Here is a 13,385-nt window from a genome sequence, read left to right on the forward strand (position 1 = left end):
CAAGGAGATGATGACATGTCAGAACTGGGTCAGCAATTAAAGGAGGCCCGGCTGCAAAAAGGATTGAGCCTTGACGATGTTCAGGAAATGACGAAGATACGCAAACGTTATCTGGAAGCCATTGAGACGGGCGATTACAAAGTGCTGCCGGGAAGCTTTTATGTCAGAGCTTTTATTAAAACTTACGCCGAAACGGTCGGTTTAAATCCTGATGAAATTTTGGAAGGACATCAAAGCAATGTACCTGAACCAGAACCAGAAGCGGTTATGGAGCCTGTTACACAGAAACGCTCTAGCCGTCCCGCTACAATTGGGAATCTTAAGTGGTTGCCTACCGCGTTAATGTGGCTTTTTCTAGTTCTTATTGTTGGGGTTATTTATGCTTATTGGGTGAGCAACAATCATTCAGCTCCAAAAACAGCAGAAAACACAACACCGATCACAACACCAAGTTCGTCTACTCCTGACACTACGAAGGGTGGAACTACGACGCAACCGCAGGACACAACACCAGCCCAGCCGGATAATAATAGCCAAACGACGGCTCCTAACGGCGGTGGCGGGCAAACCTCTGATACAGGACAAACAGGACAGACTCAGCCAGGTGGTACGGGAACTGATAATCCCAATGGAACTTCACCTGACAACAGCCAGCAGCCGAATACGACTACGCCACAACAAGGTGTAACTGTGGCACAGGACGGCAAGCAAGGCAAAACGACGATTTTCAAGGTCTCTAGTGCGACTGGGGCCACGGTCAAGGTTGATATTAAAGCAACGGGCGAAAGCTGGCTTGAGGTGTACAAGGGACAAAACTCCCGTGGTGAAAAGCTGAGCTATGGTATGACTAAAAGCGGGGATGTCATGTCCTTTGACATTGGTCCGGAGGGTTTATATATCAAATCAGGACGTTCTTCTGCTACAGATATTTCCGTAGCTGGTCAGCCGATAACTGATAACAAATCGACTACTCGTGTACTGATACAGCAAGGAGAAACTTCTTCTACCGGAACGAGTGCCGGTGTGGCGGGTTCATCTACGGATTCGACGACAGGTAGTAATACGGATTCAGCGCCAAGCGGTACAGACTCCACAACTACGAACGGCGAATAGACACCTTCATGCGAGTAAATACTAATGACTGTAATTTTGGGATGCCAGTCATTTTATTTTCCGCAAAGTGAGGTGTATACGTTATGACCGTTAGCTGGATCGTGACTGGGCTGGGGATAATTGTCAGTTTACTTGGCTATTATCTGACACCGAGTGCTTGGGGCTATGGCATACTGGGCTTTGGTCTTGCTCACATTGTGCTTGGAGTTTTGGATATGTTCCGAACTTCAACCCGCGTTCACCATTAGACATGTTGAATCGTGGAATGAAATAAAGGCGTTTTTGTCAGAGAAACTGGCAAGAACGCCTTTTTAGTGAGCGGATTATTGGATTTTTGTAAATGACTAGCCTATAATTAGATATTGAACTTTGTTGTGGAAAGGGAAGTGAAACGATGGCTTCAGAAAATTCATTTGATATCGTCTCCAAAATGGATATGCAGGAGTTAACGAATGCAGTTCATCAGACGGAGCGTGAAATTGAAACACGGTTTGATTTCAAGGGGAGTAAAAGTAGCCTAAAGCTTGAAAAAGAAGCTCTTACGATTGCATCGGAAGACGAATACAAGCTGAATGCGGTTATTGATATTTTACAATCTAAAATGGTCAAGCGGGGATTGTCTCTTAAAAATGTGGAGTTTGGCAAGCTGGAACCAGCTTCTTTGGGTTCAGTACGCCAACGTCTTACGCTCAAGCAGGGGATTGACCAGGATAATGCCAAAAAAATTAACATTCTGATTCGAGATTCCAAGCTAAAAGTGAAAAGTCAGATTCAAGGTGATCAAATTCGCGTGACCGGAAAAAGCAGGGATGATTTACAGGCGATCATTCAATTGCTGCGTAAAGCTGATTTGCCATTGGAGCTCCAATTTACGAACATGAAATAAAGCCGTTTTCCCTCATGCTTTGTGTAGGAAAAAACGTTGCTTGATGTGGGGCAGGTTATTTTGACATGCGTTTTGCACCATATTATACTTGTAACGAAATGCAGACAATTCAGGTGTATAGCGCTTGTCGGAAGCGATTTACATAGGATTGAATTCAATCCGAAAACTGCCATTTGTAATCAAGTACGATAATTAGGGGAGAGTGTGTTGTGAATTTACCCAACAGAATTACAATTACGCGGATTTGCCTTATTCCGGTGATGATGCTGGCTTTGCTGGTGGACTTTGACTTTTATCCGCCGCCGATTGAGATCGGAGCTTTTAAGTTGCCGTACAATCAGCTGATAGCGGCTATCATTTTCCTCATAGCAGCCAGCACGGATGGTCTTGACGGATACTTGGCCCGTAAGAATAACATGGTCACCAATTTGGGCAAGCTGTTGGACCCCCTTGCTGATAAGCTGTTGGTAACCGCCATTTTGGTTTCTTTGGTAGAAATGGGTAAGATTGATTCGTGGATTGTCGTTGTGATTGTTAGCCGTGAGTTCGCGGTTACGGGTCTGCGTCAGATTGCCTTGCTGGACGGTTCAGTGGTCGCTGCAAGCAACTGGGGCAAATTAAAGACGATTATTCAGATTGTTGCCATTGTAGCGCTGCTCATTAATAATTTCCCGTTTGTTTTTCTGGGTGTTCCGTTCGATTTAATAGCGATGTGGGCGGCTGCGTTAGTTACCATTTATTCGGGTATAGATTACTTTGTGAAGAATATCCATTTGCTGAGTTCCTCCAAAGTTTAACAGGATAAAATTTAAGGGAACAGCAATAGAACCATACTTATTGCTGTTTCTTTACATAATTCCCACAACATTTGCAGTACAGGAGGAAAAGACAATGAAAGCTGAAATTATCGCAGTAGGAACAGAACTATTGCTTGGACAAATCGTGAACACAAATGCTCAATATTTGTCACAAGAGTTAGCCGCAATCGGAATTGATGTATATTTTCAGACTGTAGTTGGCGATAACATGGATCGGCTTCAGGAAGCGGTACGACTGGCTCAGAAGCGTGCGGATATTATTTTGTTTTCCGGTGGTTTGGGACCAACTCAGGATGATTTGACAAAAGATGCGATAGCTGCTGTACTCGGACGGAAATTGCACATAGATCGTCTTGCCATGGACAAGCTCGAACAGTTTTTCCGCAACCGTGGGGTAGAAATGACCGAGAACAACCGCCGTCAGGCGCTTTCTATTGAAGGGGCTACCCCGCTTGAAAATGAGACAGGATTGGCTATAGGCGATGCAATTGCACAGGATGGTAAATTTTATGTGGTTTTACCTGGGCCTCCTAAGGAACTTAAACCGATGTTTGAAAATCAAGCGAAGCCTTGGCTGCTTCAACAGGCATTAAGCGGTAAAGAAATGCCGATTTATTCGAAAATGCTAAAATTTGCAGGGATTGGTGAGTCTGCGCTGGAAACCCGACTCCTAGATCTGATTCAATCCCAGACGGACCCGACTATTGCTCCTTATGCCAAGGAAGGGGAAGTCACGATCCGCATATCCACCAAGGCGGCTAGTGAAAGCGAAGCGTTAATCAAGCTGACGGCTACGGAAGCAGAAATTCAACAACGTCTTTCCGAACACATGTATGCAAGCGAGGATGTTACGCTGGAGAAGGTCATCGTGGACTTGATGTCCAAACGCGGGCTAACTGTTAGTGCTGCGGAAAGCTGTACAGGCGGGATGCTGATGGAGCACATTACTTCCGTGCCGGGTAGCGCTGTTATGTTTCAAGGTGGCATCGTGTGTTATTCCAATGAAATGAAGATGAAGCTGCTCAACGTTCCTCATGATTATTTGGAAGGGGATCAAGCGCCCGGCGCAGTGAGCAAGGAAGTGGCCCTTGTGCTTGCGGAGCAGGCAAGAATGGTCATGGACAGCGATTTCGGACTTTCAGTCACAGGTGTAGCCGGACCTGGATTTTCCGAACGGAAGCCTGTAGGCTTGGTATACATCGGCATTGCTGAACGGGACAAGGAAACGGAAGTATATGAGCTGAATCTGAGCGGAAACCGTGAAACAATCCGTTTGCGATCTGTCAAAGCAATCCTGTACAGATTGTGGCGCAGATTGGTGGAGAACGAGAAGCTCTCTTAATGGTGAGACAGTGCGAATCATAGAGTTGTTTTTGATAGACCATTCATGATATAATTATACTATCGGAAGAACCGTTGCAAAGCCTTTTGCCTGCGGTTCTTTTTTTATTTTAAGAGACGGGTGCAATTATAGTAGAGAACCAACTGAGTAAAAAAACGAATGTATGTTCGAAAAAATGCTTGGCAAGCGTGTCAAAACAAGGTATTATTAAAGTACAAACAATGAAGGATGTGAGTTTATTGTCAGATCGTCGTGCTGCGCTGGATATGGCGCTCCGTCAAATAGAAAAGCAATTCGGTAAAGGTTCCATTATGAAGTTGGGAGAGTCCACTCATATGCAAGTGGAAACGATCCCCAGTGGTTCAATTGCTTTGGATATTGCGTTAGGAACGGGCGGCTTTCCAAGAGGCCGGATTATTGAAGTTTATGGACCGGAATCATCCGGTAAAACGACAGTAGCTCTTCATGCTATCGCAGAGGTGCAAAAAACAGGCGGACAAGCCGCCTTTATCGATGCCGAGCATGCGCTTGATCCGTCGTATGCGAGCAAGCTCGGTGTTAATATTGATGAGCTGTTACTATCACAACCAGATACAGGAGAACAGGCGCTGGAGATTGCCGAAGCTCTTGTACGTAGTGGAGCGGTAGACATTATCGTCATTGACTCTGTAGCGGCACTTGTGCCGAAGGCAGAGATTGAAGGCGAAATGGGGGATTCCCACGTCGGTCTTCAAGCTCGCTTGATGTCGCAGGCATTGCGTAAGCTGTCTGGAGCCATTAATAAATCGAAAACTATTGCTATCTTTATTAACCAGCTGCGTGAAAAAGTAGGCGTTATGTTCGGTAACCCTGAAACCACACCAGGTGGACGTGCATTGAAGTTTTACTCAACAGTACGCTTGGATGTCCGCCGTATTGAAAGCTTGAAGATGGGTAACGACATCGTGGGTAACCGCACACGTATTAAAGTCGTGAAGAATAAAGTTGCCCCTCCTTTCCGTCAGGCTGAAGTGGACATTATGTACGGTGAGGGTATTTCCAAAGAAGGTAGCTTGATCGACATCGGTACGGAGCATGACATTGTCGACAAGAGCGGAGCCTGGTATTCCTATGAGGGCGAGCGCCTTGGTCAAGGACGTGAGAATGCGAAGCAATTTTTGAAGGAAAATCCGAACATTGCTAGCACAATCGAGCAAAAAATTCGGGTGGCGAGTAATTTAATTACGACGGTTGCTCCACCGACAGAAGAAGAGTTGGCGAAGGAAGCTAAAGAAGAGCAGGAATTGCTAGAGCTTGAATAAGCTTGGCTGAATCTTGGTTTCTGTTCTGTCATGTGAACTGTAGCCTGGGGATTATGGCACAGTCCGTTTGAATAGCATAATTCTGATGCCCTGCACAGTTGTGCAGGGCATTTTTGCATCGAACGCGGCCTGTTCTGTCAGTGGAATCTAACTTTTGCGTGGCAGGCGCTCTCAGCTTGCCTTCGTGAATTTCAAAGTGAGGGAAGCACATTGCAATTGCAGAATGAAGATGAATATACCTCGGAAGAAAATGAGCAGCAAGGTATTTCTCATTTTCCGGATAACGAAGAATTGATGATTACCAAGGTGGAGCAGGGACAGGGGCGCAAACGAGGAAGATATATCATTCATTTCGGCCCGTATTCACTGTCCGTGTTAGAAGATGTAATGATCAAGTACAATATGTTTAAAGGAACGGCGTTCGACAAAAAAGAATTGGAAGATATCGTTCTAGTAGATGAAAAGCAGCAGGGTTACGTATATGCGCTCCATTATTTGGGGCGAAAGCCGCGTACACGCCAGGAAATTGCACAGCGATTGGTGCAAAAGGAACTGGATCAGGCTGTTATAGATGAAGTGTTGGCGCGACTGGAAAGGGAACGGCTCGTGGATGATGATTTGTACGCCCGCCAGTGGGCAAGGCAGCGTATAACGAGCCAACGTAAGGGGAAGATGTGGGTAAGGCAGGAGCTTCGTCAGAAGGGCATCTCAAAAGCCTCTATCGGGGAAGCTTTAGGAGAGATCACCGATAACGAAGAGTGGGAGAGCGCTTTAGTTATTGGACGTAAGAAATGGGAACAGGTACGCGGTGATGTGACGGAGAAAAAACGGAAAACGTATCCTTTTCTCATGAGACGCGGATACTCGGGTGACATGACACGCCGAGTAGTCAATCATCTCACTGCGGCTGAGCAAAACGGAACTTATGAAGACGAGGAATTATCGCAGTGGGATGAATAGTTGTTAACTGTCGGTCATTCATCGGATGATGACCTGACTGGTCAGGGCAAGCAGGTTATTACATGGAAACAACACGGCAACTTACTAAAGTTTGCATTCCCTTGACAATGCCATTTGTCAAATAATAAAATATATATGAAACGATACTTGTGGAATGCCCTTTTTCCTTCCAAAAAAGCGGAATCCACGGTAAGTTCTCATCGCCAAATAACAAGTGATGCCGCTATGCCAGGCGGAATTGTACATGTGAAAGCATGTGCATATGAAATGAAACGACCTTGTGTCGTTATCTTAGTTTGACGATTAAAGTAAATGTGACAATTGCAAAAAGTCCCAAGGAATGCCTTGGAGGAACCAACGGGGAGGTGAACAGTATGATGACTGCGATCTGGTTCGTTCTCGTTGCTGTAGCCGCGTTATTCTTTGGGTTCGGGATTGGTTATTTTATTCGCAAATCTATTGCAGAAGCTAAAATCTCCAGTGCGGAAGAAGCTGCCGCGCAAATCGTGGAGAACGCGAAAAAAGAGGCGGAAGCACTGAAGAAAGAAACGGTATTGGAAGCGAAAGATGAAATCCACCGCATCCGTGCCGAAGCTGAAAAAGAAACTCGTGAACGTCGCAATGAAATTCAACGACAGGAACGAAGATTGCTGCAAAAAGAAGAATCGCTGGATAAAAAATTGGAATCGCTGGAACGCAAAGAAGAACAAGTGGCCAACAAAGAGAAACGAATCGATGAAACCCAGCAGCAAATTGATTTGATTTACAAGAGTCAGGTAACTGAGCTGGAGCGTATTTCCAATCTGACGATGGAGGATGCAAGAAGTATTATTCTGACCAATGTAGAGCAGGAAGTTCGTCATGAAACAGCTCAGATGATTAAGGAAATTGAACAGCAGGCCAAAGAAGAGGCGGACAAAAAGTCTCGTGAGATCATCACACTGGCCATCCAACGCTGTGCGGCAGACCATGTAGCAGAAACGACGGTTTCTGTTGTCACGTTGCCAAACGAAGAAATGAAAGGACGGATTATCGGGCGTGAAGGCCGTAATATCCGTGCACTTGAAACCCTTACGGGGATTGACCTCATTATTGATGATACGCCGGAAGCTGTTATTTTGTCCGGATTTGATCCGATTCGTAGAGAGATTGCGCGTACTGCGCTTGAGAAGCTCGTAGCGGACGGACGGATACATCCGGCACGTATTGAAGAGATGGTTGAAAAATCCCGTAAAGAAGTGGACGAACGAATCCGCGAGTATGGCGAACAGGCCACCTTCGAGGTAGGCGTGCATAGCCTGCATCCGGATTTAATCAAAATTTTGGGGCGTCTCAAGTTCCGTACGAGCTACGGACAGAACGTATTGAAGCACTCGATGGAAGTTGCATACTTGACAGGTCTGATGGCCGGAGAACTGGGCGAGGACGTTGTACTGGCAAGACGGGCAGGATTACTGCATGACATCGGGAAGGCGCTGGATCACGAAGTGGAAGGATCACACGTTGAAATTGGCGTGGAACTAGCGAAGAAGTACAAGGAACACCCGGTCGTCATCAACAGCATTGCTTCACATCACGGCGACTGCGAAGCGACTTCAGTGATCGCCATGCTGGTCGGGGCAGCAGATGCATTGTCAGCTGCAAGACCGGGAGCGCGGCGTGAAACGCTAGAGACGTACATCCGTCGTCTTGAGAAGCTGGAACGTATCTCCGAGTCTTTTGAAGGCGTTGAAAAATCATACGCGATTCAAGCCGGACGCGAAGTTCGTGTCATGGTACAGCCAGAGAAAATTGATGATGCGGAAGCATTCCGACTGGCCCGCGATATAACGAAAACGATTGAAAATGAACTGGATTATCCTGGTCATATCAAGGTTACCGTCATTCGCGAGACCCGTGCGGTAGAATACGCAAAATAAAAGCATTTCAATGAAAAGTGGCCGCTGCTTGTAGGGCCACTTTTCATTATGTAAGGCAGACTAGGGAGGGCTTTCTATCAACGTATTATTTATTGGAGACATCGTCGGCAGTGTAGGCAGAAAGGCACTGAGGGAAAATCTTCCTTCGTTAAAGTCAAAATATAACCCGCATATTATTATTGTCAATGGAGAAAATGCGGCTTCGGGAAGAGGGATTACTCCAGCCATCGCCAGAGAGTTTTTTGATTGGGGCGTTCATGGGATTACGATGGGGAATCATACTTGGGACAATAAGGAAATATTTGATTTTATAGATGATGAGCCGCGCATTATACGCCCGGCTAACTTTCCACCAGGAACACCGGGACGGGGGTATACCGTTGTAAAGGGTGGAGGTAAAGAACTGGCAATCGTTAATTTGCAGGGTAGAACCTTTTTGCCAGCTATTGATTGTCCGTTTCGCGCAGCAGATGAAATTGTAGATGAACTGCGCAAAAAGCACAAGCATATTCTGGTCGATTTTCATGCCGAAGCAACCTCGGAAAAGATCGCCATGGGCTGGCATCTGGATGGACGTGCTTCCATTGTGGTCGGTACACACACACATGTACAGAGTAATGATGATACCATTTTGCCGCAAGGAACTGCGTATCAGACAGATGCGGGAATGGTAGGTCCCTATGAGGGAGTGCTTGGTATGCAAAAAGAAGCTGTGCTACAGAAATTCCAGACACAGCTTCCGGTACGTTTTCAAGTGGACATGGGCAAATGGCACTTCCATGCCATCAGCGTGGAGTTGGATGATAACAATGGAAAAGCCCGCAAGATTCAGAAAATTAGACTTAAAGAAGATGAATGGCGGATGGATTAACCTTTTTACAAGCTCCTTAAGGAAACAATATGGAAAACTGTCACCAAAAAGCAGGAATTTTTTGCTGACCCTCGAATAACATCTAATAGTGGAATCAAACCATCATCATTCCCAGGGGAGGTACTTACTATGGATGTATTAAAAGTATCAGCAAAATCCAATCCCAATTCAGTTGCAGGCGCGCTTGCAGGAGTACTGCGTGAACGCGGAAATGCAGAATTGCAGGCGATTGGAGCCGGTGCACTAAACCAAGCCATTAAAGCGGTAGCCATTGCCCGGGGATTTGTCGCACCAAGCGGAGTGGATTTGATTTGTATTCCTGCTTTTACAGACATTGTTATAGACGGAGAAGATCGGACCGCAATTAAATTGATTGTAGAGCCAAGATAATAAATGAACGTTGCCTGAGCCTGTTTACGCTTCGTAAACGGGCTTTTTTGCTTTGTGGCTTGTTGCGATATGATTTTTTTAAAATACATTTCGTGCTTAGCTATGAATGGGGGGAAAAGTGCATGAACGGTAAGTCAAATACCAAACGGCCAGTTGTTGACTTTCATTGTGATGTACTGTGTAAAATGCAGCTCAATCCACGAGTAGATTTCAGTCATTCATCACTGGATGTCACAAAAGAGCGCTTGCTGGAAGGTAATGTGCGATTGCAAACGTTCGCCATATATATATCCCAGGTATTGGGCATGCCAAGAATAGAGCATGTAGTTCGTCAAATTGAGCTGTTCAGGCAGCATGTCGTATCTTCCTCTGGTGGACTTAGAGCCTTGCTTTGGCGGGAAGACTTGCAAGAACAAGACGAACTGACAAAAAAGCTGACGTATTTGGACGGTAATGAGTCAGATCAAGCCCACTCAGCTTGGGCTTTACTCTCATTGGAGGGAACAGACGCGCTGGAAGGGAATCCGTTTTATGCGGAACTGTGCTATGCCATGGGGATACGGTTCATTGGGCTGACGTGGAATTATGCAAACTGGGCGGCTGACGGCATTATGGAACCAAGAGGGGGAGGCCTGACACGTAAAGGGCGTGAGCTGGTCAAGCGCTGCAATGAGCTGGGGCTATTGCTAGATGTATCGCATTTGTCCGTACAAGGATTCTGGGAGGTATTAGAGGAGGCAACTTTGCCGCCAATTGCCTCGCATTCGAACGCTTTTGGCGTTTGCTCTCATCCACGCAATCTGCGGGATGATCAGATTCGGGCATTGATCGCATGTAACGGACGAATCGGTTTGACTTTCGTAACGATGTTTATCCAGGAGCAGGGTACTGTGACCGCTGAGGATCTGTTACCTCATATTGAGCATATTTGTGCTTTAGGCGGTGCAGGGCATATGATGTTCGGCTCTGATTTTGACGGTATCGAACGTTATGTACAGGGATTGGAGCATCCAGGGAAATATCCCGAGTTCGCAGAATTGCTATTAAAGCATTATCCTGAGGAACTGGTCAAAGGCTGGTTGGGAGGACATGCGCTCCATTATTTGCAAACCAATCTGCCCTCTAAACCGTCTTCTTGAATATTTATATTGTATAAATATATACACAAAAAAACTCCTAGGTCCGGTTATCGGATAGGAAGCAGGTAAATGAACGAAACTCAAGACTGATTAGGGCGAAAAAGGGAACTTTGTGTGCTTTCCTTTTCTTTCTTGACGAAATAGGAGTATAATAGCATAGATGTGTTAAGTATTGTATAGAGAAAAAGGAGTGACCACACGATGAGTAAAATCGTACCTGTCGGCGTTTCCGCCCGTCATATTCACCTGACCCAAGAGCATATTGAAATTTTGTTTGGAGCAGGCTATCAACTGACTGAATTTAAACCTTTGTCCCAACCAGGACAATTTGCCGCAAATGAAACGGTAGCTGTAATTGGTTCTAAGGGCCAATTTGATAAGGTTCGCATTTTGGGACCTGCTCGTCCAGCTTCCCAGCTCGAAATCTCTCGTACAGATTCCTTTGCTATTGGTGTAAAAGCACCTGTACGCGAATCTGGCAACATTGAGGGTACACCAGGAATTACGGTAAAAGGACCAGCCGGAGAAGTGGAACTGCAAGAAGGTGTTATTGTAGCAGCTCGCCATATTCACTTCCATACATCTGATGCAGCTAAATGGGACATTAAAGACAAGCAGTTGCTGAAAGTACGTGTCGGCGGCGAACGTGGTCTTGTGTTTGAAAATGTTATTGCACGTGTATCTGACTCCTTTGCTTTGGATATGCACATTGATACGGATGAAGCGAACGGAGCCGGTGTGAAAAACGGCGACAGCGCTGAAATCGTAGACTAATATACGTATTGAATGCCGGAAGGCTTTTTGGAGCTCGATTCTTGCAAAGGAATCGGGCTTTTTTACATAGATAAGAAATAGATAGAAAATTCACAAATCTCCACATATACATATAAAGATCACTCGCTCACATTGCAGCCAATTGATGTCTGTGGCCTGATCTATGGCTATGGGGTATAAATCATGCTATAATTTAGTGTAATGCCTTTTTCAAAGGATTTTAATGAGCTTAAAAGGATATGTACATGTATAAGGATTCAGCAAAAGCGCGAATGGCGTGAAATAGATGGTGTAAGGAGTGACCAGGAATGGCTAAGGAAACAAAAGATTACTCCAAATATTTTGATTTCTCGGATGCGAAGATTATTTCTGAAGATGAGCATAGCAAAAAGATCCGTATTCGCGGACGTGAAATCAACATTATGGCGGAGCCGAACCATAGAAAAGAAAAGCAGCGCGGTAAAGAGGACGTACAAGTATTATATGATAACGCAGTTCCAGATGAGCTGAAGCATATCGGTGAGGGAAAGCATTATATCGTATATACATTTGGTTGCCAGATGAACGAGCATGATTCCGAAACCATAAAAGGCTTGCTGGAGCAAATGGGTTACCAGGCAACCGAGGATCGGAAGGAAGCAGATATCATTTTATTGAATACTTGCGCCATCCGTGAAAATGCGGAGGATAAAGTGTTTGGCGAGCTGGGTCACCTCAAGCATCTCAAAACAGAAAAGCCAGGGCTGCTGCTCGGCGTGTGTGGCTGCATGTCGCAGGAAGAGAATGTCGTTAACCGGATTATGCAGAAACATGGTTTTGTCGATATGATTTTTGGTACCCATAACATTCATCGTTTGCCTCAACTCGTCAAGGAAGCACTGTTCAGCAAAGAAATGGTGGTTGAAGTGTGGTCCAAGGAAGGCGACATTATCGAAAACCTGCCGAAGAAGCGTGAGGGAATGCGGGCTTGGGTAAACATCATGTACGGGTGTGATAAATTTTGCACCTATTGCATCGTTCCCTTCACACGTGGTAAGGAAAGAAGCCGCCGACCAGAGGATGTTATCGCAGAGGTACGGGATTTGGCGCGTCAGGGCTTTAAAGAGATTACCTTGCTGGGTCAGAATGTCAATGCCTATGGCAAGGATTTGAAGGATATGAATTACAGATTCGGGGATCTGATGGATGATATGCGCAAGATCAATATCCCGCGTGTACGTTTTACCACATCACACCCACGTGATTTTGATGACCATTTGGTTGAAGTGCTCGGTAAGGGCGGCAATTTGGTGGAGCATATTCATCTGCCTGTACAATCCGGTAATACGGATATATTGAAGAAAATGAACCGAAAATATACTCGTGAGCGTGTTTTGGAGCTGGCAGCGAAGATCAAAGCGGCTGTTCCACATGTTTCTCTAACAACGGATATTATTGTAGGATTCCCGGGTGAAACGGACGAACAGTTTGAAGATACACTATCGCTTGTGCGAGAGGTTGGCTACGACTTCGCCTATACATTCATCTATTCACCACGTGAAGGTACGCCAGCTGCTTCGATGGAAGACAATGTACCTATGGAGGTCAAAAAAGAGCGTCTTCAGCGACTTAACAGGGTTGTGAATGAAAACAGTCTCCGCTTTAACAGTAGACTGCGGGGCGAGGTGGTTGAGGTACTGGTAGAAGGCGAGAGCAAAAATAACAGCGAGGTGCTCGCCGGACGGACCCGATCTAATAAGCTCGTGCATTTTGAAGGTTCCAAGGATCTGATCGGTACTTTTGTTCAAGTGAAAATTACAGAGCCTATGACCTTTTATATCAAGGGTGATCTGGTTCAAACCGCAGTGGCGGTTAACGGATAAAAAAAGAAAT

The 13,385-nt window shown here is 45.6% G+C and carries 13 protein-coding genes; all 13 read left to right on the top strand.

What is annotated here, in order from left to right; translation table 11 throughout:
- Nucleotides 1-15 precede the first annotated feature (15 nt).
- The gene (locus tag LCF57_RS03020) at nt 16-1,113 is read left to right on the top strand and encodes a helix-turn-helix domain-containing protein (protein WP_225999377.1); all 1,098 of its coding nucleotides are present in this window, start codon (nt 16-18) and stop codon (nt 1,111-1,113) included.
- 83 nt (nt 1,114-1,196) lie between these two features.
- Nucleotides 1,197-1,361 (top strand): hypothetical protein, encoded by a 165-nt coding sequence (locus LCF57_RS03025; protein ID WP_225999378.1) that lies wholly within the window; start codon nt 1,197-1,199, stop codon nt 1,359-1,361.
- Between the two features lie 146 nt (nt 1,362-1,507).
- Nucleotides 1,508-1,999, top strand: a complete 492-nt coding sequence (locus tag LCF57_RS03030; RefSeq protein ID WP_007430096.1) for a YajQ family cyclic di-GMP-binding protein — start codon at nt 1,508-1,510, stop codon at nt 1,997-1,999.
- Between the two features lie 209 nt (nt 2,000-2,208).
- Nucleotides 2,209-2,796 carry a CDP-diacylglycerol--glycerol-3-phosphate 3-phosphatidyltransferase gene (gene pgsA / locus LCF57_RS03035; protein ID WP_225999379.1) on the top strand — a complete coding sequence of 196 codons (588 nt, stop codon included), beginning with the start codon at nt 2,209-2,211 and terminating at the stop codon, nt 2,794-2,796.
- Between the two features lie 94 nt (nt 2,797-2,890).
- Nucleotides 2,891-4,159 (top strand): competence/damage-inducible protein A, encoded by a 1,269-nt coding sequence (locus LCF57_RS03040; protein WP_225999380.1) that lies wholly within the window; start codon nt 2,891-2,893, stop codon nt 4,157-4,159.
- 239 nt (nt 4,160-4,398) lie between these two features.
- The gene (gene recA, locus LCF57_RS03045) at nt 4,399-5,460 is read left to right on the top strand and encodes a recombinase RecA (RefSeq protein ID WP_025719904.1); all 1,062 of its coding nucleotides are present in this window, start codon (nt 4,399-4,401) and stop codon (nt 5,458-5,460) included.
- Nucleotides 5,461-5,670: 210 nt separating this feature from the next.
- A complete protein-coding gene (locus LCF57_RS03050) occupies nt 5,671-6,420 on the top strand; it encodes a regulatory protein RecX (RefSeq protein ID WP_225999381.1) in 750 nt (249 codons plus the stop codon).
- Between the two features lie 374 nt (nt 6,421-6,794).
- Entirely contained in the window at nt 6,795-8,339 is a 1,545-nt protein-coding gene (gene rny / locus LCF57_RS03055) for a ribonuclease Y (protein WP_013309958.1), read from the top strand.
- 76 nt (nt 8,340-8,415) lie between these two features.
- Nucleotides 8,416-9,210, top strand: a complete 795-nt coding sequence (locus LCF57_RS03060; RefSeq protein WP_225999557.1) for a TIGR00282 family metallophosphoesterase — start codon at nt 8,416-8,418, stop codon at nt 9,208-9,210.
- A 129-nt stretch (nt 9,211-9,339) separates the two neighbouring features.
- Nucleotides 9,340-9,600 (top strand): stage V sporulation protein S, encoded by a 261-nt coding sequence (locus tag LCF57_RS03065; RefSeq protein ID WP_007430104.1) that lies wholly within the window; start codon nt 9,340-9,342, stop codon nt 9,598-9,600.
- A gap of 122 nt (nt 9,601-9,722) precedes the next feature.
- Nucleotides 9,723-10,739, top strand: coding sequence for a dipeptidase (locus LCF57_RS03070; protein WP_225999382.1), 1,017 nt, complete (start codon nt 9,723-9,725; stop codon nt 10,737-10,739).
- A gap of 201 nt (nt 10,740-10,940) precedes the next feature.
- Nucleotides 10,941-11,513, top strand: a complete 573-nt coding sequence (gene pduL, locus LCF57_RS03075) for a phosphate propanoyltransferase (RefSeq protein WP_225999383.1) — start codon at nt 10,941-10,943, stop codon at nt 11,511-11,513.
- Between the two features lie 308 nt (nt 11,514-11,821).
- Entirely contained in the window at nt 11,822-13,375 is a 1,554-nt protein-coding gene (miaB, locus tag LCF57_RS03080; protein ID WP_225999384.1) for a tRNA (N6-isopentenyl adenosine(37)-C2)-methylthiotransferase MiaB, read from the top strand.
- Nucleotides 13,376-13,385 lie beyond the last annotated feature (10 nt).

It is taken from the genome of Paenibacillus sp. BJ-4, from assembly GCF_020404765.1.
GTDB lineage: Bacteria > Bacillota > Bacilli > Paenibacillales > Paenibacillaceae > Paenibacillus.